Here is a 21378-nt window from a genome sequence, read left to right as displayed (position 1 = left end):
CCGCCGTAAAGCGCCAGTTTAATCCGCTCCATCCGTCAATGCCCTCAAGACCCACAAGCGCGCTTGGCGGCCACTTTCAGACCGGTCCAGCGCAAGACATCACCCGGAAGGTTCATCGGGCGCCGGAGCAGCCCGCGCACACGACTCTAATCAACCGAAGTGTTCTGGAATTGGCTTCAGCATATACCCGCATCGAGACCGCGCGCGACTTTAGTTAACCGAACTCGCTTCAGGTACAGGCGTCACGCGCTCAAGCTTTTCGATTCTCCCGCCGCTTCAGTTTGAAGCTCGTCAAGCTTGCGCGCCACCGCGCGCAGCAGCTCGTCCACGCCTTGTTTCGTCACCGCCGAGATGGCGTGAAATTCACGCCCATCCATTTGCACGCGAGCGCGTAACCGTTCGAATCGAGCGCGCTCGTCGAGCGCGTCGATTTTGGTTGCCACCACGATCTGTGGCCTTTCGGCGAGACCTCGATCGTATTCGGCCAACTCGCGGTTGATCACCTCGTAGTCGCCCACCGGATCGCGCCCTGAAAAGGATGAGACGTCGACCAGATGAAGCAGCAGCCGCGTGCGCTCGATGTGACGCAAAAACCGATCGCCGAGTCCAGCGCCGCGATGTGCCCCTTCGATCAAACCGGGGATGTCGGCGACAACAAAGGTGCGAAAGTCGCCGAGATCAACGACGCCTAGATGCGGCTCCAATGTGGTGAACGGGTAGTCGGCGATCTTCGGACGAGCCGCCGAAATGGTCGCGATCAAGGTCGATTTGCCGACATTCGGGAAACCAACCAGCCCGACGTCGGCCAGCAGCTTCAATTCGAGCTGCAGTTCGCGTTCCTCGCCGGGGCTGCCCTGTTGATGGTAACGCGGGGCGCGGTTTGTCGAAGTGGCGAAGTGAGCGTTGCCGAATCCGCCGCGTCCGCCGCGTGCGGCGAGAAAGCGCGCGCCGTGCGCGGTCAAATCGCACAGCAACTCGCCCGTTTCAGCGTCGAAGACCTGCGTTCCGACCGGCACGCGCACGATGACATCGGCACCTGCGCGCCCAGAGCGATTCGCCCCTTCGCCGTGACGGCCATTTTCAGCTGTGTGCTCTGGATTGTAACGCAAGTGCAGCAGCGTGTTGAGCGATTCATCGGCTTCCAACCACACGTCGCCACCGCGCCCGCCGTCGCCGCCCGAAGGGCCGCCCCGTGGGACATACTTCTCGCGACGAAAAGCGGTCACTCCGTTTCCGCCGCGCCCACCACGCACGCGAATCTTGACTCGGTCGATGAACACAAGATCTTTAGATGCGTCCGCGTTGCGCCTAGTACCCCATCGAATCAATAAGCAATACGAACGTTCGCTCCGCCACAGACTGAAATCGCGGTCCTAAATTAAGGCTTCAGATCCAATTAGAACCAGTCCATCTGGAGCTGGTTCAGACCGCAAAAACAAAGCGACGCCCGCGGCCACTCCTGCGGCACGAGCGTCGTCTCGCCTCGCTGATACGTTCCGAAAGCCTATGCGACGGCCTGCTGGCCTTCAGTGGTCGCCGCGGGATAAACGCTGATGAATTTACCCAAACGCCCTTTGTCCTCGAACCGAACCACGCCATCGATCAGCGCATAGAGCGTATCGTCTTTGCCGCGTCCGACGTTCTTGCCCGGTTTCCACTTGGTTCCGCGCTGGCGCGCCAATATGTTGCCGCACAACACGTGCTCGCCGCTGAACTTCTTTAATCCGAGCCTTTTGCCGACCGAATCGCGACCGTTACGCGAAGAACCGACGCCTTTCTTGTGTGCCATGACCTTTTCACTGCCTCCTCGTCCTTGAAGTCCCTGGCCTGCTCTTCATCAGCCAATCGAATCTATTTTCACCGCCGTGTAACCCTGCCGGTGCCCCTTTTTGCGCTTGTACTGTTTGCGCCGTTTCTTCTTGAAAACGATGATCTTCTCGCCGCGTCCGTGTCCGACGATGGTTCCCACCACGCGCAAACCTTCGACCACGGGGGCGCCAGTGCGCACCCCGTCATCTCCGGCGACCAGCAGCGCTTCGAACTCCACCTGCGTGCCCGGCTCTTTGGCGATGGTCGGCACGCGCAGCGTTGCGCCCGGTTCGACGCGAAACTGCTTTCCGCCCGTTCTGATGATTGCGTATGCCACTTCTACCTCCTCTCACCCTAAACGTCCCGCGCTTCGGAAAAGGGGCTATTATAAAGACTCGTTTTCCCGAGCGTCAACGCGCCAGCGCCGTCAAACGGCAGCGAGCTTAGCCTGCTCACGTGCCATGAACTGTTCCATGAACTTGGTCGAAAAATCGCCCGAGCGAAACTGCGGATCATCCATGATGCGCAGGTGAAGCGGGATCGTCGTCTTGATTCCCTCGATCACCATCGCCTCCAACGCGCGACGCATGCGCGCGATCGCCAACTCGCGCGTGCGCGCGTGGACGATCACCTTGGCGATCAACGAATCGTAGTACGGCGGCACAACATACCCCGGATAGATCGCCGTATCAACGCGCACGCCTGGCCCGCCCGGCAAGTTGCAGGCGACGATGGTGCCAGGCGACGGAGCGAAAGTCACGGGGTCTTCGGCGTTGATGCGACACTCGATGGCATGCCCGACGATGATCACGTCGTCTTGTGCAAATCCCAGCTCCTCGCCTTCGGCAATGCGGATTTGATTGCGCACGATGTCGGCCAGCGTGACCATCTCGGTCACCGGATGCTCGACTTGAATGCGCGTGTTCATCTCCATGAAGTAGAAGCTGCCGTCTTCATCGAGCAAGAACTCCACCGTTCCAGCATTGGAGTAGCCGACGCGCTTGCATGCCTCCACAGCGGCGCGCCCCATGCGTTGGCGCAGTTCTGGCGTCAGAGCTGGCGACGGAGCTTCTTCGATCAGCTTCTGATGTCGCCTTTGGACGGTGCAGTCGCGCTCGCCCAAGTGCACACAGTTGCCGTGCTCATCGGCGAGGATTTGGATCTCGACGTGACGTGGGCGTTCGATGTAACGCTCGATGTAGATGTCGCCGTTTTTGAAGGCGGCGGCGGCTTCGCTCGAGGCGGTCTGCAAGGCCGCGCCCAACTCTTCGGCGCGTCGAACGACGCGCATCCCGCGTCCTCCGCCACCCGCTGCGGCTTTGAGCATTACGGGGAAACCGATCTGGCGAGCGATGGCCAGCGCTTCTTCTTCGGAGCGCACCGGCTCAGGACTTCCGGGCAAGACCGGCAGTCCAGCCTCCTGCATCGCGCGTCGCGCCTCGACCTTATCGCCCATCAAGCGGATGACTTCGGGGCGCGGCCCGATGAACTTGATGTTGCACGCTTCGCAGATCTCAGCAAATTGCGAGGATTCAGCCAAAAACCCATAGCCCGGATGGATGGCATCGACGTTTGTGATCTCCGCCGCGCTAATCACCGCCGGGATGTTCAGGTAGCTTTGCACGGATGGCGCTGGTCCGATGCAAACGGCCTCGTCGGCGAACCGGACGTGCAGCGCATCGCGGTCGGCCTCGGAATGGATGGCCACCGTGCGGATCCCCATCTCCTTGCACGTCCAGATGATCCGACAGGCGATCTCGCCGCGATTGGCGATCAATATCTTGCGAAATCTCTTGATGCTTCGTCCCATGCCGATTCCGTTCCCCTATGCCATTAGCCAGCGGCGCGGACGCGCTCGCGCCATTCGGGTCAATCTAACCGGACGCCGAAGAGCGGCTGACCGTACTCGACCGGCTGACCGTTTTCAACATAGATCTTTTCGACCGTGCCGCGCACTTCGGCTTTGATCTCGTTCATCAACTTCATCGCTTCGACGATGCAAACCACCGTCTCCGGTTCGACGTGACTGCCAACCTTCACATAAGGCTCTGCTGTTGGCGATGGCGCACGGTAAAAGGTGCCGACAATCGGCGAAGTGATCAGGTGCAACGCTGCTTCGTCCGAAGCGCCCTTCTCCTCTTGCTTTTCGGCTGGCGGCGGAGCCGTGGATGATGTTGGCGGCGACGGAGCGGGCAGCGGAGCAACTGGCGGCGCAGCGCCCCCGGCAGCGTTGGCTTCGCGTCGGAGCCGGACGCGAAAGCCTTCCTGTTCGAGTTCGAATTCCGTAAAACCGTGCGCGGCGATCAAGCTCACCAACTCGCGCAATTCGCCCATGTTGATCGCTTGTCCAGAGGCAGAAGATGCCGTGCTCGACTCCTGACGCCGCCCACCGGTTCTCTGGAATCTTCTGCGCCCGCGCGGGCGTGGCAACTCCTCTCCGCTCGCCGTGGCCACATTCTGTTCGTCCATCAAGATCTATCCTCCGTTGCTCGCCCAAAATAAAAGCTCCAATCGCGATCACTCGAGAGCGACGATTGGAGCTTGAACTCGACCGAAACGCTCAGGCAGAACCGACTACTGATTTCGCGCTCTCGCCCGGGAACCGACCGTCCTAGGATTCACCGCCTTTTTTCTCTTTTGCCTTGCCTTTGCGGCGGTTGCTCTTGGAGCGGTCGTCCGCCTTCTCGCGCTTTTCGCGCGGATTGTCCACGAGTTCGATGATCGCCAGCTCGGCGTTGTCACCCACGCGCCGCCCAAGCTTGATGATGCGCGTGTAACCGCCCGGACGATTCATGTAACGCTCGCTCAGTTCGTCGAAGAGCCGCTTGAGCGCGGCCATGCCCGCCGTCCGGCGGTCGCCGCGCCGACCGTCCACGGCTGCGCCACGATTGCCTGCATGAAAGTAGGCCGCGGCCAGCCGACGGTAGTGCAACGCTTTGGCCGCATTTTCGCCTTCCACCGCGCGTGCGCGTCGCGAGAGCGTGATGGCCCGTTCGACAAATGGGCGCAGCTCTTTGGCTTTCGGCAACGTCGTGATGATTCGCTCTTCACGCGAGTTGATCAATGAGGTCGCCAAGTTGCGGAGCAAAGAGATGCGGTGCTCCGTGGTCCGTCCGAGTTTGCGATGTGCCTTCAGATGTCGCATGACCGTTCCCTCTCGCTAGAATCCGACCTCGTGTCGCGCTTTGAAAGGGGCGTTTTGCCTGCGCAACCGGCTCGGTGCGGACAGCTCTATTCTTCGTCCTCCTCGTCTTCCTCTCCGTCGTCGCCGCTGACGCGCCCGCGCCCGCCCGAACCCGGAATCGGGTTGCCGTGCTCGTCGAACTCCATGCCGAAGTCGAGTCCCATGCTATGCAGAAGCTGCTTGATCTCGTTGAGCGACTTCTTCCCGAAGTTCTTCGTCGTGAGCATCTCCTCTTCGGTCCGCTGGATCAGATCGCGGATGGTGCGAATATTCGCGTTCTTCAGACAGTTGTACGACCGCACCGATAGCTCCAAGTCATCCACTGATCTGTCCAGCAGATCGTTGCGCGGCAGCGGCGGACGCTCGACGTTCGTGTAGGCGTAATCGTCGCCATCCTCCTCAAAGTTGATGAAGATCGACATGTGATCCTTGATCAACTTGGCCGCTAACCCGATGGCGTCTTCGGGCCGCACCGAGCCATCGGTCCAAACCTCGATGGTCAGCTTATCGTACTCGGTGTTCTGACCGAGACGAGCCGCTTCCACTGTGTAGTTGACCTTTTTGACCGGCGTGTGCACCGAATCGATCGGGATGTAACCGAGCGACAGGTCTTCGTCATAGTTGCGATCCGCCGGAACGTAGCCGCGCCCGCGTTTCAAGCGCATCTCGATGTTGAGCGAACCGCCCTCGCTGATGGTGGCGATGTAAACGTTCGGGTCGAGCACCTCGACGTCCGGATCGGCCTTGATGTCGCCCGAAGTCACTTCGCCCGGTCCCGTCTTGGAGATGAAGAGCGTCTTCGGCTCGTTGGTATGGAGCTTGAAGGGAATCTGCTTGAGATTAAGGATGACATCGGTCGCATCTTCGACGACGCCGCGAATGGGCGAAAACTCGTGCTCGACGCCCTCGATCTTGACGGCCGTGATCGCCGCTCCCTCGATCGAAGAGAGCAACGCGCGTCGCAACGAGTTGCCGATGGTTGTGCCGAAGCCGCGCTCAAAGGGTTGCGCCGAAAAACGCCCGTACCGCTCGGTGAGCGTTTCGGTATCGACCACGAGGCGACGCGGCATCTGAAATCCGGTCCAAAGGTTGTTCTGGTCCATAGCCATTATGGTTTATGAAGAGACTTGAAAGATGGTGGCGCTCCGCTCGACCCATTCGAGTCGAGCGGAGAAAGACTACTTGCTGTAAAGTTCGACGATTAACTGCTCGTTGATCTGGCGGTCGATGTCGCCTCGCTGTGGCAGACGAACCACGCGAACGCTCATCTCCTCGCCATCGACCGGCACTAACCACTCAGGACGCGCCCGACCCGAGGCCGTCTGCCACGCCGCTTCGATCTGCGGGATGCGCCGGCTCGCTTCGCGCACGCCGATGCGATCGCCGACGTTGATCTGAAACGATGGGATATCGACCTTGCGCCCGTTGACCTCGATGTGACCATGCGTGACCAACTGACGCGCTTGGCGGCGTGAAGTGGCGAAACCGGCTCGATAGACGGCGTTGTCGAGTCGCCGCTCGAGCAGCACCAACAAGTTCTCGCCCGTCACGCCCTTCATGCGCGCGGCGCGCTCGAAATAGTTGCGAAATTGCCTTTCGAGGACGAAGTAGATGCGCTTGACCTTCTGCTTTTCGCGCAACTGCTGCCCGTACCCGACGAGCGCTTTGCGACGCATCGAGGCTCCATGCTGACCGGGCGGTTGCGTTCCCCGCCGCTCAATCGGACAGGAAGATTTATAGCACTTGTCGCCTTTGAGAAAGAGTTTCGCTCCTTCGCGGCGGCACAAACGGCACACCGGACCGTGATATCTAGCCACTTTTTCGACCTCCGCCTCCGAACCATCAAGTTCGGAGAAGTTTACAGGCTGTGAACCGATTCCGGCTCACCTTCGGCCCTTCATCCTTCTTTCGTGAATCGACCTCAGACGCGACGCCGTTTCGGCGGGCGGCAACCGTTGTGCGGAATGGGCGTCGTATCGCGAATCGCCGTGATCCGCAGCCCGGCACTGTGAATGGCGCGAATCGCCGACTCGCGCCCGCTGCCCGGCCCCTTGACGCGCACTTCGCACTGCTGCATGCCCAGCTCTCGAGCGCGGCTGGCCGCATCGAAAGCGGCTTGCTGCGCGGCAAAAGGCGTCCCCTTGCGCGACCCGCGAAAGCCGCGCGCGCCCGCCGACGACTGGACCAGCACGTTGCCCTCAAGATCGGTGATCGAGATCAGAGTGTTATTGAACGACGCCGCAATGTGCACGATCCCAACCGGGATGTTCTTCTTCTCTTTTTTCCGAAAAGTCTTCTTCTTTGCGCCAGCTTTTGCCATAACACCTCGCGTCGCTTCCGCGCGCCACCAGATTGCGATTACTTCTTGCCCGGAGCTTTCTTCTTCGCCACGGTCGCGCGTCGCGGCCCTTTGCGCGTGCGCGCATTTGTATGCGTCCGTTGACCGCGCACCGGCAACCCTCGTCGGTGGCGCAGCCCGCGGTAACAACCGATGTCCATCAAACGTTTGATGTCCATCTGGACGCGCTTGCGCAGGTCTCCCTCGACATCACCTTGCTGTTCGATGACGTTGCGGATGCGGTTCAGCTCATCATCCGTCAACTCGCGCACGCGCTTGTCGGGGCTGACCTTCGCCTCCTGCAGGATCGCATTGGAACGAGCGCGTCCGATGCCGTAGATGTAAGTCAGACCGATCTCAACCCGTTTGTTCGGCGGAATATCGACGCCAACGATGCGTGCCATCCGTTTCGCTCCTCGAACCGTTATTTCTGCCGTTGCTTGTGTTTCGGATTCTCGCAGATCACTCGCACGACGCCCTTGCGATGGACGATCTTGCACTTGTCACAAATCTTTTTGACTGATGCCCGCACCTTCATCTCTTTTCTGCTCCTACAACGCTTCTATTTGTAACGATAGATGATCCGACCGCGAGATAGATCGTATGGCGAAAGCTCGACGAGAACGCGATCGCCCGGCAGAATCCGGATGAAATTTTTGCGCATCTTCCCGGAGACGTGCGCGAGAACTTGATGTTTGCTGTTCTCCAGTTCAACGCGAAACATCGCGTTGGGCAAGGTCTCAATGACTTTGGCCGTGACTTCGATCGCTTCTTCCTTCGCCATACTCCTCGCGTGAATTTTCTTGGGAAAATCGCCTTGTCAGCAAATTGTATATACTAGCACAACGAACCAGTTATAGCCAAACCGCCTCGCGCCATCCATCAAACGGCAGCCGGTTCGGGCGATTCGACGAGCGTCAATATCTCCGGTCCGTCTTCGGTGATGGCAACCGTATGCTCGGTGTGCGCGCTCGGCAGCCCATCAGCCGTGACCACCGTCCAACCGTCTTTCAAGGTCTTGGTGCGGTAGGTTCCCATGTTCAGCATCGGCTCGACGGCGAAGACGTAACCGGGACGCAACTTCGGCCCGGTTCCGGGCGTCCCGTAGTTCGGGATCTGCGGCTCCTCGTGCATGCGCCGCCCGACGCCGTGTCCGCAGTACTCGCGTACCACCGAAAAGCCATTGGCTTCGGCATGACGCTGAACGGCCCAGCCGATATCGCCGACGTGTTTGCCTGGTCGGCACTGTTCGATGGCAAGCTCCAAACACTCTTCGGCAACACGAATCAAACGCAGCTTCTCTTCGCTTACGCGCCCAACCGGAAAGGTACCGGCCGTGTCGCCGACGTACCCGTTGAGCGTCGTCCCGCAATCGATCGAGATGATATCGCCTTCGCGCAGCTTGTAGTTTGACGGAAAGCCGTGAACGATCTGTTCATTGACCGAGGTGCAGAGCGAAAAGGGGTACCCATGATAGCCTTTAAAGGTCGGCACGCCGCCCGCGTCGCGGATCAACTTCTCAGCCGCGCGATCGAGTTCGAGCGTGGTAACGCCGGGGACGATCATGCGACGCAGCTCGTGAAGCACGAGCGCGGCAAGACGCCCGGCCGCGCGCAATTTCTCGATCTCCTTTTTGCTCTTGACGATGATCACCGAAAAGCCCGATGCCGAATCGCGACGGAAGCGTTGCCTACTGCTCAAGCACAACCCGTTCCACGTCGCGGTAGATCTCTTCCGGCGCCCGTGTTCCATCTATGCGATGCAACCTTCCGGTTGCCGCATAGTAGTCGAGAAGCGGGCGCGTTTGCTGCTCGTAGGTTTCCAGTCGCACGCGCACCTTCTCGGGCACGTCGTCGGTTCGGTGCGTGAGCTTGACTTCCGGGTGGCGATCGCACACTTCATCCGCCTTGGGCGGTTTGAAATAGATGTTATAGATCTCGCCGCACACAGGGCACGTACGCCTTCCGGTCATCCGCTTTTCCAAAACGTCGAACGGCACGTCGATCAAAATGGCGACCAAGTCATGCCCTTGTTCTTTGGCCAATCCCTCGAGCATCTCCGCCTGCTTGATGGTGCGCGGAAAACCGTCGAGTATATACCCATGGCGGCAATCGGGGCGACTCGTGCGATCGCGCACGATGCGAATCACAAGGTCGTCCGAGATCAACTTCCCCGCGGCCTGCACAGCGCGCACCTCGTCGGCCAACGGCGACTCCTCTTGCGCAATGGCGCGGAACATGTCGCCGGTTGAGATCTGCGGCAGTCCAGTCTTTTCCTGCAACAATCTCGCTTGTGTCCCTTTGCCCGCGCCCGGCGCCCCCATCAAAACGACGATCTTGGCCATACGCTGCTTGAAAAAGCGACGCTCCTTCTAGTCTCTTCAGGGCCGACGCCCACGCATCGGTCTTCGCCCCGGTCCCATGAACCCTTCGTAGTTTCTCATGATCAGTTGCGCCTCGACTTGCGCTGCCGTGTCCATGGCAACGCCGACCAAGATCAGCAATGAAGTCCCGCCGAAATAGAACTGATAGCCCATGCCGGTTGGAATCCACGACAGGCCGGGCGTCGTGCTGAAGAAAGCATCGAGCGTCTGACCGACAAAAGGCAGGCGCCCCACTTTGAATCCGCTCAACATCAACTGCGGGACGAAAGCGACAAAGGCCAGATAGAGCGCGCCCACAGCGGTCAAGCGCGTGACGATGGTGTTCAGGTACTCAGCGGTGCTCTTTCCGGGACGAATGCCGGGGATGAAACCGCCGTGTTTGCGCAAGTTATCGGCCACATCTTCGACGTTGAAGATGATCGTGATGTAGAAGAAGGTGAAGAAGACAATGAGCGAAATGAAGATCAGCTCGTAATAGGGATCGCCGCCGTGAAACTGCTGAAAGAAGCTGTGGATCCGGCTCGACCACGAGGTCGGGTCGTTAGGATCGTAGCGGATGAACTGAATGATCGTCTGCGGCATCGCCAACACGGACGAAGCGAAAATCACCGGGATGACGCCGCCCATGTTGATCTTGATCGGCATATAGGTCTCTTGGCCGCCGAGCACTTGCCGTCCGATATGTCGCTTGGCATAGCTAATCGGTATTTTGCGCCGCGCCGATTCGACGAAGACGATGAAGGCGATCAACGCGATGAGCGCGACGACCATCACGATGACGCCGACGGTGGCCAGCGTGTCGCCGCTGCGCACGCGCTCAAGCACTTGCGCGACGCCGCGCGGCAACCCGACGACGATGCCAACGAAAATGAGCAACGAGATGCCGTTGCCGATGCCGCGATCTGTGATCTGCTCGCCCAACCACATGACGAAGATCGTGCCCGTGGTCAGCGTCAGGACAGTGCTCAACAAGAAGCCCCAACCGGGATCGCCGACGCCGTTGGCCTGCAACCAACGAGCGACAAAAGCCGTTTGCAAAGCGCACAGGCCAACGGTCAAGTAGCGCGTGTACTGGTTGATCTTCTGCCGCCCCGCTTCGCCCTCTTCCTGTAGCTTCTTCAACTGCGGCGAGACGACGGTCATCAACTGCAAGATGATCGAAGCCGTGATGTAGGGCGTAACGCCGAGGGCGAAGATCGAGATAGTGCGAAAGTTCCCGCCCGAAAAGAGATCGAGAACGCCGAGCAGCGAGGTGCCAACATCGTGCCAGACGCGCTCGAGCTGCTCTTTGTTGATGCCCGGCGCCGTGATGTGCGCGCCGAGGCGATAAATGGCGATCAGCGCCAGCGTGAACACGATCCGCTTGCGCAGATCGGGCACGTTTACCATGTTGCGAATGGCGTTGACGAACCTCTCCATGCTACTTCACCCTCAGGAACTTGGCTGAAAATGGCCCTTTGAGCGATTATGCGCCTCGTCCGTAGCGCGACGCAACCTCGTGAAAGAAAAACGAAACGCAAGGCGCGCAAATGAACCGGCGCGCGCCCCGCGCTTCACCCTTCGCTAACATCGTTCAACCCTGCTCGCTTGTCACGGCGCGTTCGATGATGCTCGCCGTGCCGCCTGCCGCTTCGATCTTCTGCCGCGCGCTGGCCGTGAACCGGTGAGCGGCGACGCGCAAAGGCTTGGTCACCTCGCCGCTGCCGAGGACCACCACGTCGCGACGCGCCTTTTTGATCAAGCCTCTTTGATGTAGGATCTCCGGCGTGACTTCGGCGTTCGGCTCGAAGTTCCGCTCCAACACCGCGAGGCTCACTTCAATCCACTCGCGCTTGAAAGCGTTCGTAAACCCGCGCTTGGGCAAACGACGCTGCAGCGGCATCTGGCCGCCCTCGAACCCTCGCTTCATGCGGTAGCCGGAACGCGATTTCTGCCCTTTGTTGCCGCGCCCGGCTGTCTTACCGAGCCCCGAACCAGGGCCGCGCCCCAACCGTTTCTTTTTGTGCGTCGCTCCTTCGGGAGCGTGCAAGTTGTTCAACCCAATCGCCATCTCGCTCTACTCCACGATCCGCAATAGGTGCGGCACCTTGGCGATCACGCCGCGCAACGCGGGCGTATCGGGCCGCTCGAAGATCTGGTGCAACTTGGTGAAGCCCATGCTCCGCACGATCTGCTTCTGCTGCTTCGGGCAGCCGATCGCGCTCCTGTAATACTCAACGCGCACGGTGCGCCTCGGACGCTCTTGTTGTTGACGCTCTTGGCTCATAACAGATCCTCCAGTTGTTTGCCGCGCAAGCGTGCGACATCCACCGGGTCTTTGATGTGCATGAGACCGTCGAACGTGGCGCGCACGACGTTGTGCGGATTGGTCGAGCCGAGCACTTTGGTGCGCACGTCGCGCACACCCGCAGCCCGCATGACCGCACGCACAGCGCCGCCCGCGATGATGCCAGCCCCCTCTTCGGCCGGTTTCAGCAGGACGCGCCCAGCACCATGCTCGCCGATAACCTCGTGCGGCAGCGTGTTGCCGCTCAAAGGCACGCGGATCAGATTCTTCTTCGCCGCTTCGATCGCTTTTTTGATAGCGACGGGCACTTCGCGCGCTTTGCCCGTGCCAAAACCGACATGACCTGCGCCGTCGCCGACAACCACCAATGCGGCAAAGCTCAAGTTCTTGCCGCCTTTGACCACCTTGGTCACGCGGTTGATCGAGATCACCTCGTCCTGCAATGGATTCTCCAACGCATCCGGTGAGATCTTTTGCCTCGTTCTTCGCATCGTTACCTCACGACCTATTCGCTTCCACTAAGCCGCCTGCTTCTGGTGCGACCCTTCGTCCTTGTTCAATCCGGCCTCGCGCGCTGCATCGGCCAGCGCTTTGACGCGACCGTGATAGCGATAGCCTCCACGATCGAAAACCACGCGCTCGATGCCCCGTTCCAACGCCCGTTGCGCGATCAACCGTCCGACTTCACGCGCCGCACCAGTCTTCCCTCCCTCGAACGATCGGCCACGCAACTCCGGGTCGAGCGTGGACGCTGCGGCGAGCGTCCGCCCTTCGTCATCGTTGATGATCTGCGCGTAGATATGTTTAGCGCTGCGGAAGATGGCCAAGCGCGGACGTTCGGCCGTTCCATGAACGCGGCGACGGATGCGGCGGTGAACTGCAGCGCGTACTTCTGCCCGTGTCTTTTTCGCCATTCTCTCTGTCCTCTCTCGATTGCAACCGCTACTTACCGGATTTCTTCTTGCCCTCTTTGAGTTTCAACGGCACGTCCGCGTAACGTACGCCCTTGCCCTTATAGGCGTCGGGCTTGCGAAGCCGGTGCATATCGGCAGCCACTTGCCCGAGCTTCTGCTTGTCGATGCCGGTCAAGGTGAGCGTCACCTGATACTGCTGAATCGATTGTTTGGCCGGCACGCGCTCGGTCTTGACCTCGATTCCATCTGGCAGAGGGAACTCAATTGGATGCGAATAGCCGAGCGAGAAGACCACGGTTCGCCCTTGCACATCGGCCTTGTAACCGACGCCGACCAAATCGAGCTGTTTGGTGAAGCCCTGCGTGACGCCCACGACGGCGTTGTAAGCCAGCGAGCGCGCCAGCCCATGTTGTGCCGCGTATTCATCCGATTCGCGCTCGGCGCGCAGTTGTCCGTCTTCGAGCACGAACCGGATCCCCACCGGGATCGGCGTCGTGAGCGTCCCCTTGGGACCTTTGATCTCGAGTTCACGCTCGCGGATCGTCACCGTCACGTTGCTCGGTATCGGAATCGGCTTCTTTCCTATTCTCGACATCGCTTCAACCTCTCCCCAAGATCACCTTCCAGATCGCTTCGCGCCGAAAGGGCACCGAGGACCTAGTAAACCATCGCCAACAGCTCGCCGCCGACGTTCTCGCGGCGAGCCCGTTTTCCCGTCATCACGCCGCGCGGCGTCGAGACGATGCTAACGCCGTAGCCGCCGAGCACGCGCGGGATCTCGCGCGCCCCGACGTAAACGCGCCGTCCGGGACGCGAAACGCGCTCCAGATGTGAGATCGAAGAGATGCCCCGCGTGTCGTATCGCAGAAAGATGCGGATCACGCGCCGCGCCCCCTCGCCCTTGACGACGAAGTTGTTGATGTAGCCTTCCTCTTTGAGAATACGCGCGATCTCCAACTTCAATTTGGAAGCCGGAATATCGACGCGCGAATGGCCCGCGGCAATGGCGTTACGCATCCGCGTCAGCATATCGGCAATCGGATCTGTCATCGCTTCACCCCAAACTCAAATAGTCCAGCCGAGGCGCTTTCGCGCGCCCTCGTCCGCTGATGCTGTTACCAACTCGACTTGACGACGCCCGGAATCTGCCCTTGCAGCGCCAGCTGCCGAAAGCAGATGCGACAGAGCTTGAACCGCCGCAAATAACCGCGCGGTCGCCCGCAACGTTCGCAGCGCGAGTGCGCACGCACGGCGAACTTCGGACGACGTTTCGCTTTGACGATCTTCGATAGTTTAGCCATATAACCTTATAACCTTCTCACTGTTGTCTGAACGGCATGCCAAGCCCGCGCAGCAACGCGCGCGCCTGCTCATCATTGCGCGCCGTAGTGACGATGGAGATGTTCATGCCGCGGAGCTTGTCCACCTTATTGAAATCTATTTCGGGGAAGATCAATTGTTCGCGGATGCCGAGCGTATAGTTCCCGCGCCCATCGAACGAATCGGGCGAGACGCCGCGAAAATCGCGCACGCGCGGCAAAGCGATCGAGATCAGGCGATCGAGAAATTCGTACATGCGGTCGCCGCGCAGCGTGACCATCGCGCCAATCGGCATCCCCTTGCGCAGCTTGAAGGATGCGATCGACTTTTTCGCGCGCGTGATCACCGGTTTCTGCCCCGCAATGGCAGCCAGCTCCTCGGCCGCCGTGTCGAGCATTTTGACGTTCTGCGTCGCTTCGCCCAACCCCATGTTGATGACGATCTTCTCCAAGCGCGGGATCGCCATCGGATTTTCGATCCCAAACTCTTTGGCCAACGCCGGGACCACTTCGTTCCGGTACTTCTCCTTCAACCTCGGTGCCATCTTATCGCCTCTCCAACCGGTTCGGGTTCTCGCCGGTTGCGTTTCCGAACCTCATCGTCATGCGAAGTTCAAGCCTTGTCGAGCGTCGCGCCGCTGCGCGCCGCGACGCGCGTTTTGGTGCCGTCTTCGTTGATCTGGTAGCGCACGCGCGTCGCACGCCCCGTGCTAGGATCGATCAGTTGGACGTTGGAGATGTCGATCAACGCCTCCTTCTCGACGATGCCGGCGCTGCGCCCGCGCGCGCGATCCGCACGCAGGTGACGTTTAACGATGGCGACGCCCTCGACGCGCACCTTGCCGCGATCAGGCACCACCTCGATCACGCGCCCTCGCTTGCCGCGATCGCGTCCGGCGATGACAATGACTTGATCGCCTTTTTTGATCTTACACCGCCGCGTGCCGCGCTTCAGCTTCATATGACCTCCGGAGCCAGACTGACTATCTTCATGAAGTTCTTCTCGCGCAGTTCGCGCGCCACCGGACCGAAGACGCGCGTTCCCATCGGCGTCCCGTCGGGTTTGATCAGCACCACTGCGTTCTGATCGAAACGGATGTACGTCCCATCCTTGCGGCGCACCTCTTTGCGCGTGCGGACGATGACGGCGCTGTAGACTTCGCCCTTTTTGGCCGCCCCATCGGGCGTTGCCTCTTTCACCGTGACTTTGATCTTGTCGCCGAGGCTGGCCGTGCGTCCCGTCGCGCCGCCCATCGCGCGGATCATCTCAACGCGACGCGCGCCTGAGTTATCGGCCACCTCCAAGGATGTGTGCATTTGGATCATGGCTGTTGCACTCCGTCCGAACGATTAAGGGAGAACATTGGGCCGAAAGAGGCAGAGCCGAGCGCAATCTTTCTCAACCGCCGTCTCCGACGAGCGACGTCGTCTTGCCCGATTCAAAGGCCGACGCCGCTCGGTGCCCTCCTCCTCGAACGCTTTTCACTTCTCCGCCTTTTGCAAAATCTCGACCACGCGCCAACGCTTATGGCGCGACAGCGGGCGCGTCTCCACGATGCGCACCTTGTCGCCAACGGTCGCCCCCTTTTCATTGTGCGCCATGAACTTCGACGTGCGTCTCACGTACCGCCGATACTTCGGATGCTTGACCAGCCGATCAACGCGCACGACCACGGTCTTCTCCATCTTGTCGGAAGCGACGACGCCGATTTGTTCAACGCGCCGTCCGCGCGTTCTCTTTCCGCCACGCTCTTCTTGCATCTGCTCTTGCGTCTCTACCATCTCTTTCGATCTCCGACTTCGCTTTGAGGCGTGCCGCCTCCTTTGGCGCGTTCGCTAGGCAGCGCGCTTTTGCCTCTCTTTCAGCATCGTGAGCACGCGCGCTAACCGCTTCTTTTCCTGCCGGATGCGCTTGATGGCGTCGATCTCGCCGAGCGACAGTTTGAACCGCAGGCGGAAGAGCGACTCTTTCAACCGCGTCGCCTCTTCGCGCAATTGCTCGTCCGACATTTCGCGCAGTTCATCCAGCTCTTCGCGTCGCTTCATACCATTCCCCTCTCTTGCTCCGCACGGGTCACGAAACGGGTCTTGATCGGCAGCTTCTGTGCGGCCAAACGGAGCGCTTCGCGCGCCACGTCCTCGCTGACGCCTTCGATCTCGTAGAGGATGCGCCCCGGCTTGACCACCGCGACCCATCCTTCGGGCGCCCCCTTGCCCTTGCCCATGCGCGTTTCAGCCGGTTTCTTGGTGACGGGCTTGTCCGGGAAGATGCGTATCCAGAGTTTGCCGCCGCGCTTGACGTAGCGCGTGATCGCCACGCGCGCCGCTTCGATCTGCCGGTTGGTGATCCACGCTGGCTCCAACGCCTTCAAACCGAACTCGCCGAAGCTGATCTGGTTGCCGCGCGTCGCTGTGCCCTTCATGCGACCGCGCATCTGCTTTCGGTGTTTGACCTTTTTTGGACTCAACAAAGCCATGATGATTCGCTCCGCATCGGTCGTTTCGATCCAGCTAGCGTTCTCCGCGTGGGCGTCTTTCGCCTTCGCGCCGCCGACGCCTTTCGGGTCGCACGTCCGTTATCGGGTCGGTGTTGGTGCCCCGGCGCATGGCCTCTTTCGGGTCGAGGATCTCGCCGCGATTGATCCACACTTTGACGCCGATCACGCCAAAGGTCGTGTAGGCTTCGGCAAACCCGTAGTCGATATCAGCGCGCAACGTGTGCAACGGCAGCCGCCCTTCCAGGTACCACTCGCTGCGGGCGATTTCAGCTCCGTTCAACCGACCGCTGACCATCACCTTAACCCCCTCGGCGCCGAAGCGTAGCGACTCTTCGACCACTTTGCGCATGGCGCGACGAAAAGCGACGCGCTTTTCAAGCTGTGCAGCGATCTTCTCCGCCTGCAGTTGCGCGTTCAACTCCGGACGACGGATCTCTTGGATCGAGACGATCACTTCGCGCCCAGTCCGCTGTGCGATCTCCTCTTTGAGCCGTTCGATCTCCGCCCCCTTGCGTCCGATGATGATGCCGGGGCGCGCCGTGTAGATGATGATCTTCATTCGATTGGCCGCTCGCTCGATGTCCACGTGCGAAACGCCCGCGCCGACGAAGCGTTCCTTCAGCTCTTTTTTGAGCTTCAGGTCTTCGATCAAAAGCTCGCCGAAGTTGCGCTTGGCGAACCAGTGCGAATGCCAATCCTTGTTGTAACCCAACCGAAATCCGTATGGATGAACTTTCTGGCCCACTTTCTCGCTCCGTTGATCGTTTCGATCTGAAATCAGGCCTCGCCAGTCGCCTTCTGCGCCTCACGCTTCTCGCTCGACACGAGCAACGTGATGTGACAGTAATGCCGCCGCTCGCGGTAAGCCCGTCCGTGCGGTGCGGGGCGAATGCGATACCGCCGCTTGGTCGGCCCCTGATCGACGAAGGCAGCCTTGACCCAGAGTTCGTCCGGGTCGATGGCGATGTTGTCCCGCTCAGCCAACTCCGTCGCGTTGGCGATGGCCGAACGCAAACACTTTTCGACCATGCGTGCCGCGCGTTTGTTCGTGTAGCGCAAAATAGCCAACGCCTCGTTGACGTTTTTGCCGCGGATCAGATCAACCACCAGCCGCGCTTTCTGCGGCGACCCACGCTGATTTCTCGCTTTTGCAATCGCTTCCATGCTCTCGACCCTCTCCTCGTCGCGCCTCTTCAAATCGCTGCGAGCGCCGACTCATCACTTCTTCCCGGTTCTAGCCGACTTTTCGGCTTTGGTACCAGGATGCCCCTTGAAGGTGCGCGTCGGGGCGAACTCGCCCAGTTTGTGGCCGACCATGTTCTCGGTCACGTAAACCGGGATATGACGCTTGCCGTTGTGTACGGCGAAGGTCAACCCGACCATCTCGGGCGTGATGGTCGAACGACGCGACCACGTTTTGATCGCCGGCGGACGCTGTCCGCTTTGGCGTATCTGCTGCACCTTCTTCAACAGGTGCTCATCGACGAAAGGTCCTTTTTTGATCGAACGTGCCATATGGTCTCAATCCGTCGCAAACTCTTCAAAAGATCACTTCGCCCTTCGATCGCGCACGATCCACTTCTGCGTCCGCTTGTTACGCCGCGTCTTGTAGCCGCGCGTCGGCTGCCCCCATGGCGTGACCGGGTGGCGACCGCCGCTCGTGCGTCCTTCGCCGCCGCCGTGCGGGTGATCCACCGGGTTCATCGCCACGCCGCGCACGTGAGGCCTAATCCCTTTCCAACGCGAGCGTCCAGCTTTGCCCAAGCTTTCGTTCTCATGCTCGACGTTGCCCACCTGCCCGATGGTGGCCATGCAATCGACCGACACCAACCGGATCTCGCCCGATGGCATGCGGATCTGCGCGTAGTCGCCCTCTTTGGCGAGAAGCTGCGCGAACGACCCGGCCGCGCGCACGAGCTGTCCGCCTTTGCCGGGACGCAGTTCGATGTTGTGAATCTGCGTGCCGAGCGGGATATTGCGGATCGGCAACGCGTTGCCCGGCAGGATGTCGGCGTCAGGACCGCTCATCACGGTCTTGCCGACCTCCAACCCGACCGGCGCGAGAATGTAACGTTTCTCGCCATCCAAGTAGGTGATCAAAGCGATGTGCGCCGAGCGGTTCGGATCGTATTCGATTTGCGTTACGCGCCCCGGAACGCCGATCTTGTCGCGCTTGAAATCGATGATGCGATAGAAGCGCTTATGCCCGCCGCCGCGTCGCCGTACGGTGATGTGCCCGTAGTTGTTGCGCCCGGAGATGCGCTTCTTCGGCACGAGCAACGACTTTTCCGGCTCCGCGCCAGGGGTCAGCTCATCGCGCGTCAAGTAGGTTTGATACCGCCGTGCAGGCGATGTCGGTGTCAGCTTTTTGATTCCCATAACTCGTTCGGCGTGGTCCGGCTTGAAATCAACCCGGTTCCACTTCCCGCTCCCATTAAGCTAACTCGCTCGGTCTGCGTTCCTGCGTCTCGCGCTAGATCTCTTCGCCGTACTCGATCGGCTTTTCGCCCGCTTTCAACGTCACGTAGGCTTTCTTCCATGCCGGACGTCGTCCCTCGGTGCGATAGCGCCGCACGACCTTGCCCTGGTAGTTGACCGTGCGCACCCGATCGACTTTGACGTTGAAGATGCGCTCGACCGCTTCCTTGATCTCCGGCTTGGTCGCGCGCCGGTCAACGCGAAACGTCAACAGTTGTCGTCCGTCGCGCGTCGCTTCCTTGGCGATCAAGGCTTTTTCAGTGATCACCGGCGCTTTGATGATGTCCCAAATGGTCCGCATCTTCAGGCCGCCTCCTTCTGCTCTTCGTCGGCGTGGGGCGTTGGATCGAGCCGGCGCGTCAATTCTTCAACGGCCGCGCGCGAGATGAGGAGCTTTTCATGGTAGAGCACGTCGTAGATGTTCACCTCGGCGCTTTCGACCAATTTGACGCGCTCGACGTTGCGCGCCGCCAAGACCAGATGTCGATTCTCCTTGGAATCGACCACGAGCGTTTTGCTCCCGTCGACGCCGAGCGCCGCGATGGCGCGGACGAACTCTTTCGTCTTCGGCTGGTCCAGCGAGAAGCTCTCGACGACGATCAAGTTGCCCTCGCGCAGGCGCTCCGACAGCGCCGAGCGCAAAGCGCCGCGCCGCATCTTCTTCGGCAGCGTGTAGGACCAATCGCGCGGTTGCGGCCCGTGGACGTTGCCGCCCCCCTTCCACAAGGGCGAGCGAATCGAACCGACGCGCGCGCGCCCCGTGCCCTTTTGTCGCCAAAGTTTGCGCCCCGAGCCTGACACGTTGCCGCGCGTTTTGGTCGCCACCGTTCCCGCCCGTCGGTTGGCGAGAAAGTTGCGGACAGCCGCGTAGATGAGCGCCTCGTTCAACTCCACGCCGAAGACCGCGTCGGAGAGTTCGATCTCGCCGACCTCTTCGTTCTTCAAATTGCGCACCTTGACGGTTGGCATGACTTGACCTCACTGAGACGATTAGGAAGAGCGATCTTTGGTTCGCTCACCCATCGCTATCCGCTCTTGGTTGCCTTTTTGATGATCACCACGCTTCCGGGCGCGCCCGGTACCGCGCCGCGCACCATGAGCAAGTTACGCTCGGTATCGACGCGCACGACGGTCAACCCTTTGACCGTCACTCGTCGGTCGCCCATGTGCCCAGCGGCGCGCGTTCCCTTGATGACGCGCGACGGAAAGGCCGAAGCGCCGATGGATCCCGGCGCACGCACGTTCATTGAACCGTGCGATTCGGGGCCGCGGTTGAAACCGTGACGCTTGACCGTGCCCGCAAAACCACGCCCTTTGCTCCGCCCGGTGACATCGACGATCTCGCCGTCTTTGAACTGAGCGACCGAAACCTTGTCGCCCACTTTGATCTCATCGGGCGAGTGCTCCAAGCGAATCTCCTTGAGCACGCGCGTCGGCGGCACGCCGCCACCGGTCTTCTCGAAGTGGCCGCGCATCGGCTTGTTGACGCGCTTCAGTTTGACAGGCCGATCTTCGACCAAGCCGAGCTGCACGGCATTGTACCCATCAGGTCCGGCCGCGCTCTTCTTCTGCACGACGATGCACGGACCAGCCTTGATGACGGTGACGGGCGTCACCGTGCCGTCGGGCGCGAAGATCTGCGTCATTCCAACTTTCTTGCCGATGATGCCGTTTATCATCTTAAGCCTCGATAAGCGAGCGGAGAGCGAGCGACAAAGGCGCAAACCCCTTTCGTCACAAGCTCACCTCCCGTCGTTCATCTCTCTCGGCCGAACGCTTTGATCTCCACGTCGACGCCCGCTGGAAGATCGAGCTTCATCAGGGCATCGACTGTCTGCGACGTCGGGTCGAGAATATCCATGAGCCTTTTGTGCGTGCGAATCTCAAACTGCTCGCGCGACTTCTTGTCCACGTGCGGCGACCGCAGAACCGTGTAGCGGTTCTTCACGGTCGGGAGTGGAATCGGGCCAGCCACGCGCGCGCCGGTTCGCTTCGCCGTCTCGACGATCTCTGCCGCCGACTGGTCAAGTAAACGATGGTCGTAGGCTTTGAGCCTGATCCTGATCTTCTCGTTCAGCATGATCCCTCAACCGTTGACCTTCCAAAAAGCGGTTACTCCAGGATTTCGGTGACGGTGCCAGCGCCAACCGTCCGGCCCCCCTCCCGAA

36 protein-coding genes are annotated in these 21378 nt (G+C 60.4%); all 36 read right to left on the bottom strand.

From position 1 onward, the window contains the following. Window positions 1-242: 242 nt before the first annotated feature. The 36 genes from obgE to rpsJ all read right to left on the bottom strand — a co-directional run bounded on the left by obgE (window position 243) and on the right by rpsJ (window position 21290). Complete coding sequence (gene obgE / locus C4334_RS00840) at window positions 243-1280, bottom strand: GTPase ObgE (protein ID WP_352430176.1); 1038 nt, start codon at window positions 1278-1280, stop codon at window positions 243-245. 224 nt (window positions 1281-1504) lie between these two features. Then, complete coding sequence (gene rpmA, locus C4334_RS00835) at window positions 1505-1789, bottom strand: 50S ribosomal protein L27 (protein ID WP_352430175.1); 285 nt, start codon at window positions 1787-1789, stop codon at window positions 1505-1507. A gap of 48 nt (window positions 1790-1837) precedes the next feature. After that, window positions 1838-2146 (bottom strand): 50S ribosomal protein L21, encoded by a 309-nt coding sequence (gene rplU, locus C4334_RS00830; RefSeq protein ID WP_352430174.1) that lies wholly within the window; start codon window positions 2144-2146, stop codon window positions 1838-1840. 90 nt (window positions 2147-2236) lie between these two features. Then, a complete protein-coding gene (accC, locus tag C4334_RS00825; protein ID WP_352430173.1) occupies window positions 2237-3619 on the bottom strand; it encodes an acetyl-CoA carboxylase biotin carboxylase subunit in 1383 nt (460 codons plus the stop codon). A 59-nt stretch (window positions 3620-3678) separates the two neighbouring features. Next, window positions 3679-4278 (bottom strand): acetyl-CoA carboxylase biotin carboxyl carrier protein, encoded by a 600-nt coding sequence (accB, locus tag C4334_RS00820; RefSeq protein ID WP_352430172.1) that lies wholly within the window; start codon window positions 4276-4278, stop codon window positions 3679-3681. A 142-nt stretch (window positions 4279-4420) separates the two neighbouring features. Then, entirely contained in the window at window positions 4421-4954 is a 534-nt protein-coding gene (rplQ, locus tag C4334_RS00815; protein ID WP_352430171.1) for a 50S ribosomal protein L17, read from the bottom strand. 86 nt (window positions 4955-5040) lie between these two features. Beyond that, window positions 5041-6096, bottom strand: coding sequence for a DNA-directed RNA polymerase subunit alpha (locus C4334_RS00810; protein ID WP_352430170.1), 1056 nt, complete (start codon window positions 6094-6096; stop codon window positions 5041-5043). A 75-nt stretch (window positions 6097-6171) separates the two neighbouring features. Then, complete coding sequence (gene rpsD, locus C4334_RS00805; protein WP_352430169.1) at window positions 6172-6810, bottom strand: 30S ribosomal protein S4; 639 nt, start codon at window positions 6808-6810, stop codon at window positions 6172-6174. 104 nt (window positions 6811-6914) lie between these two features. Next, the gene (rpsK, locus tag C4334_RS00800) at window positions 6915-7313 is read right to left on the bottom strand and encodes a 30S ribosomal protein S11 (protein ID WP_352430168.1); all 399 of its coding nucleotides are present in this window, start codon (window positions 7311-7313) and stop codon (window positions 6915-6917) included. Between the two features lie 38 nt (window positions 7314-7351). Continuing rightward, the gene (gene rpsM, locus C4334_RS00795) at window positions 7352-7735 is read right to left on the bottom strand and encodes a 30S ribosomal protein S13 (RefSeq protein ID WP_352430167.1); all 384 of its coding nucleotides are present in this window, start codon (window positions 7733-7735) and stop codon (window positions 7352-7354) included. A gap of 20 nt (window positions 7736-7755) precedes the next feature. Continuing rightward, window positions 7756-7869, bottom strand: a complete 114-nt coding sequence (rpmJ, locus tag C4334_RS00790; RefSeq protein ID WP_041977058.1) for a 50S ribosomal protein L36 — start codon at window positions 7867-7869, stop codon at window positions 7756-7758. 24 nt (window positions 7870-7893) lie between these two features. Beyond that, window positions 7894-8115, bottom strand: coding sequence for a translation initiation factor IF-1 (gene infA / locus C4334_RS00785; RefSeq protein WP_352430166.1), 222 nt, complete (start codon window positions 8113-8115; stop codon window positions 7894-7896). A 98-nt stretch (window positions 8116-8213) separates the two neighbouring features. Next, complete coding sequence (gene map, locus C4334_RS00780) at window positions 8214-8984, bottom strand: type I methionyl aminopeptidase (RefSeq protein WP_352430287.1); 771 nt, start codon at window positions 8982-8984, stop codon at window positions 8214-8216. A gap of 37 nt (window positions 8985-9021) precedes the next feature. Next, window positions 9022-9675 carry an adenylate kinase gene (locus C4334_RS00775; protein ID WP_352430165.1) on the bottom strand — a complete coding sequence of 218 codons (654 nt, stop codon included), beginning with the start codon at window positions 9673-9675 and terminating at the stop codon, window positions 9022-9024. 36 nt (window positions 9676-9711) lie between these two features. Then, complete coding sequence (gene secY, locus C4334_RS00770; RefSeq protein ID WP_352430164.1) at window positions 9712-11133, bottom strand: preprotein translocase subunit SecY; 1422 nt, start codon at window positions 11131-11133, stop codon at window positions 9712-9714. Between the two features lie 154 nt (window positions 11134-11287). After that, window positions 11288-11764 carry a 50S ribosomal protein L15 gene (rplO, locus tag C4334_RS00765; RefSeq protein ID WP_502943377.1) on the bottom strand — a complete coding sequence of 159 codons (477 nt, stop codon included), beginning with the start codon at window positions 11762-11764 and terminating at the stop codon, window positions 11288-11290. 6 nt (window positions 11765-11770) lie between these two features. Beyond that, window positions 11771-11980, bottom strand: coding sequence for a 50S ribosomal protein L30 (rpmD, locus tag C4334_RS00760; protein WP_352430163.1), 210 nt, complete (start codon window positions 11978-11980; stop codon window positions 11771-11773). Continuing rightward, on the bottom strand, window positions 11977-12492 hold the full coding sequence (rpsE, locus tag C4334_RS00755; protein WP_352430162.1) for a 30S ribosomal protein S5: 516 nt from the start codon (window positions 12490-12492) through the stop codon (window positions 11977-11979). The genes rpmD and rpsE overlap by 4 nt, the downstream gene beginning before the upstream one ends. A gap of 27 nt (window positions 12493-12519) precedes the next feature. Beyond that, window positions 12520-12915: a 50S ribosomal protein L18 gene (rplR, locus tag C4334_RS00750; protein WP_352430161.1), complete on the bottom strand. Its 396-nt coding sequence runs from the start codon at window positions 12913-12915 to the stop codon at window positions 12520-12522. A 28-nt stretch (window positions 12916-12943) separates the two neighbouring features. Further along, entirely contained in the window at window positions 12944-13510 is a 567-nt protein-coding gene (gene rplF, locus C4334_RS00745) for a 50S ribosomal protein L6 (protein WP_352430160.1), read from the bottom strand. A gap of 62 nt (window positions 13511-13572) precedes the next feature. Further along, window positions 13573-13965: a 30S ribosomal protein S8 gene (gene rpsH, locus C4334_RS00740; RefSeq protein ID WP_352430159.1), complete on the bottom strand. Its 393-nt coding sequence runs from the start codon at window positions 13963-13965 to the stop codon at window positions 13573-13575. 65 nt (window positions 13966-14030) lie between these two features. Continuing rightward, window positions 14031-14216, bottom strand: coding sequence for a type Z 30S ribosomal protein S14 (locus tag C4334_RS00735; protein WP_352430158.1), 186 nt, complete (start codon window positions 14214-14216; stop codon window positions 14031-14033). A gap of 17 nt (window positions 14217-14233) precedes the next feature. After that, window positions 14234-14779, bottom strand: a complete 546-nt coding sequence (gene rplE / locus C4334_RS00730) for a 50S ribosomal protein L5 (protein ID WP_352430157.1) — start codon at window positions 14777-14779, stop codon at window positions 14234-14236. A 68-nt stretch (window positions 14780-14847) separates the two neighbouring features. Beyond that, window positions 14848-15195, bottom strand: coding sequence for a 50S ribosomal protein L24 (rplX, locus tag C4334_RS00725; protein ID WP_352430156.1), 348 nt, complete (start codon window positions 15193-15195; stop codon window positions 14848-14850). Then, a complete protein-coding gene (gene rplN / locus C4334_RS00720) occupies window positions 15192-15560 on the bottom strand; it encodes a 50S ribosomal protein L14 (RefSeq protein ID WP_352430155.1) in 369 nt (122 codons plus the stop codon). Before rplN ends, rplX begins: the two co-directional genes overlap by 4 nt. 156 nt (window positions 15561-15716) lie before the next feature. Beyond that, window positions 15717-16016 carry a 30S ribosomal protein S17 gene (gene rpsQ, locus C4334_RS00715; protein WP_502943376.1) on the bottom strand — a complete coding sequence of 100 codons (300 nt, stop codon included), beginning with the start codon at window positions 16014-16016 and terminating at the stop codon, window positions 15717-15719. A gap of 54 nt (window positions 16017-16070) precedes the next feature. Then, window positions 16071-16280: a 50S ribosomal protein L29 gene (rpmC, locus tag C4334_RS00710; protein WP_352430154.1), complete on the bottom strand. Its 210-nt coding sequence runs from the start codon at window positions 16278-16280 to the stop codon at window positions 16071-16073. Further along, window positions 16277-16705 carry a 50S ribosomal protein L16 gene (rplP, locus tag C4334_RS00705; protein WP_352430284.1) on the bottom strand — a complete coding sequence of 143 codons (429 nt, stop codon included), beginning with the start codon at window positions 16703-16705 and terminating at the stop codon, window positions 16277-16279. Before rplP ends, rpmC begins: the two co-directional genes overlap by 4 nt. Before the next feature lie 40 nt (window positions 16706-16745). Next, a complete protein-coding gene (gene rpsC, locus C4334_RS00700) occupies window positions 16746-17477 on the bottom strand; it encodes a 30S ribosomal protein S3 (RefSeq protein ID WP_352430153.1) in 732 nt (243 codons plus the stop codon). Between the two features lie 32 nt (window positions 17478-17509). Continuing rightward, the gene (rplV, locus tag C4334_RS00695) at window positions 17510-17896 is read right to left on the bottom strand and encodes a 50S ribosomal protein L22 (RefSeq protein WP_352430152.1); all 387 of its coding nucleotides are present in this window, start codon (window positions 17894-17896) and stop codon (window positions 17510-17512) included. Between the two features lie 54 nt (window positions 17897-17950). Next, window positions 17951-18247 carry a 30S ribosomal protein S19 gene (gene rpsS, locus C4334_RS00690; RefSeq protein ID WP_352430151.1) on the bottom strand — a complete coding sequence of 99 codons (297 nt, stop codon included), beginning with the start codon at window positions 18245-18247 and terminating at the stop codon, window positions 17951-17953. A 33-nt stretch (window positions 18248-18280) separates the two neighbouring features. Then, complete coding sequence (gene rplB / locus C4334_RS00685) at window positions 18281-19111, bottom strand: 50S ribosomal protein L2 (protein WP_352430150.1); 831 nt, start codon at window positions 19109-19111, stop codon at window positions 18281-18283. A 94-nt stretch (window positions 19112-19205) separates the two neighbouring features. After that, window positions 19206-19511, bottom strand: coding sequence for a 50S ribosomal protein L23 (locus tag C4334_RS00680; protein ID WP_352430149.1), 306 nt, complete (start codon window positions 19509-19511; stop codon window positions 19206-19208). Window positions 19512-19513: 2 nt separating this feature from the next. Then, on the bottom strand, window positions 19514-20179 hold the full coding sequence (rplD, locus tag C4334_RS00675; RefSeq protein WP_352430148.1) for a 50S ribosomal protein L4: 666 nt from the start codon (window positions 20177-20179) through the stop codon (window positions 19514-19516). A 56-nt stretch (window positions 20180-20235) separates the two neighbouring features. After that, window positions 20236-20889, bottom strand: coding sequence for a 50S ribosomal protein L3 (gene rplC, locus C4334_RS00670; RefSeq protein WP_352430147.1), 654 nt, complete (start codon window positions 20887-20889; stop codon window positions 20236-20238). A 77-nt stretch (window positions 20890-20966) separates the two neighbouring features. Beyond that, window positions 20967-21290, bottom strand: coding sequence for a 30S ribosomal protein S10 (gene rpsJ / locus C4334_RS00665; RefSeq protein ID WP_352430146.1), 324 nt, complete (start codon window positions 21288-21290; stop codon window positions 20967-20969). Between the last annotated feature and the right edge of the window lie 88 nt (window positions 21291-21378).

It is taken from the genome of Pyrinomonas sp. (genome assembly GCF_040289685.1).
GTDB lineage: Bacteria > Acidobacteriota > Blastocatellia > Pyrinomonadales > Pyrinomonadaceae > Pyrinomonas.
This window is presented reverse-complemented; position numbering and strand designations above follow the sequence as displayed.

Coding starts and splice junctions, on each gene's coding strand:
- rplX (WP_352430156.1), bottom strand. CDS start 15,195: ATGAAGCTGAAGCGCGGCACGCGGCGGTGTAAGATCAAAAAAGGCGAT.
- rplD (WP_352430148.1), bottom strand. CDS start 20,179: ATGCCAACCGTCAAGGTGCGCAATTTGAAGAACGAAGAGGTCGGCGAG.
- rpmJ (WP_041977058.1), bottom strand. CDS start 7,869: ATGAAGGTGCGGGCATCAGTCAAAAAGATTTGTGACAAGTGCAAGATC.
- rplF (WP_352430160.1), bottom strand. CDS start 13,510: ATGTCGAGAATAGGAAAGAAGCCGATTCCGATACCGAGCAACGTGACG.
- rplO (WP_502943377.1), bottom strand. CDS start 11,764: ATGGCGATTGGGTTGAACAACTTGCACGCTCCCGAAGGAGCGACGCAC.
- rpsK (WP_352430168.1), bottom strand. CDS start 7,313: ATGGCAAAAGCTGGCGCAAAGAAGAAGACTTTTCGGAAAAAAGAGAAG.
- rpmD (WP_352430163.1), bottom strand. CDS start 11,980: ATGAGCCAAGAGCGTCAACAACAAGAGCGTCCGAGGCGCACCGTGCGC.
- C4334_RS00680 (WP_352430149.1), bottom strand. CDS start 19,511: ATGCGGACCATTTGGGACATCATCAAAGCGCCGGTGATCACTGAAAAA.
- rpmA (WP_352430175.1), bottom strand. CDS start 1,789: ATGGCACACAAGAAAGGCGTCGGTTCTTCGCGTAACGGTCGCGATTCG.
- infA (WP_352430166.1), bottom strand. CDS start 8,115: ATGGCGAAGGAAGAAGCGATCGAAGTCACGGCCAAAGTCATTGAGACC.
- rpsE (WP_352430162.1), bottom strand. CDS start 12,492: ATGCGAAGAACGAGGCAAAAGATCTCACCGGATGCGTTGGAGAATCCA.
- accB (WP_352430172.1), bottom strand. CDS start 4,278: ATGGACGAACAGAATGTGGCCACGGCGAGCGGAGAGGAGTTGCCACGC.
- secY (WP_352430164.1), bottom strand. CDS start 11,133: ATGGAGAGGTTCGTCAACGCCATTCGCAACATGGTAAACGTGCCCGAT.
- C4334_RS00810 (WP_352430170.1), bottom strand. CDS start 6,096: ATGGACCAGAACAACCTTTGGACCGGATTTCAGATGCCGCGTCGCCTC.
- rplQ (WP_352430171.1), bottom strand. CDS start 4,954: ATGCGACATCTGAAGGCACATCGCAAACTCGGACGGACCACGGAGCAC.
- rplN (WP_352430155.1), bottom strand. CDS start 15,560: ATGATCCAAATGCACACATCCTTGGAGGTGGCCGATAACTCAGGCGCG.
- rpsS (WP_352430151.1), bottom strand. CDS start 18,247: ATGGCACGTTCGATCAAAAAAGGACCTTTCGTCGATGAGCACCTGTTG.
- rplB (WP_352430150.1), bottom strand. CDS start 19,111: ATGGGAATCAAAAAGCTGACACCGACATCGCCTGCACGGCGGTATCAA.
- rpsM (WP_352430167.1), bottom strand. CDS start 7,735: ATGGCACGCATCGTTGGCGTCGATATTCCGCCGAACAAACGGGTTGAG.
- rpsH (WP_352430159.1), bottom strand. CDS start 13,965: ATGACAGATCCGATTGCCGATATGCTGACGCGGATGCGTAACGCCATT.
- rplC (WP_352430147.1), bottom strand. CDS start 20,889: ATGATAAACGGCATCATCGGCAAGAAAGTTGGAATGACGCAGATCTTC.
- rplV (WP_352430152.1), bottom strand. CDS start 17,896: ATGGAAGCGATTGCAAAAGCGAGAAATCAGCGTGGGTCGCCGCAGAAA.
- C4334_RS00775 (WP_352430165.1), bottom strand. CDS start 9,675: ATGGCCAAGATCGTCGTTTTGATGGGGGCGCCGGGCGCGGGCAAAGGG.
- accC (WP_352430173.1), bottom strand. CDS start 3,619: ATGGGACGAAGCATCAAGAGATTTCGCAAGATATTGATCGCCAATCGC.
- rpsJ (WP_352430146.1), bottom strand. CDS start 21,290: ATGCTGAACGAGAAGATCAGGATCAGGCTCAAAGCCTACGACCATCGT.
- rpsQ (WP_502943376.1), bottom strand. CDS start 16,016: ATGGTAGAGACGCAAGAGCAGATGCAAGAAGAGCGTGGCGGAAAGAGA.
- rplE (WP_352430157.1), bottom strand. CDS start 14,779: ATGGCACCGAGGTTGAAGGAGAAGTACCGGAACGAAGTGGTCCCGGCG.
- rpmC (WP_352430154.1), bottom strand. CDS start 16,280: ATGAAGCGACGCGAAGAGCTGGATGAACTGCGCGAAATGTCGGACGAG.
- rplR (WP_352430161.1), bottom strand. CDS start 12,915: ATGGCGAAAAAGACACGGGCAGAAGTACGCGCTGCAGTTCACCGCCGC.
- C4334_RS00735 (WP_352430158.1), bottom strand. CDS start 14,216: ATGGCTAAACTATCGAAGATCGTCAAAGCGAAACGTCGTCCGAAGTTC.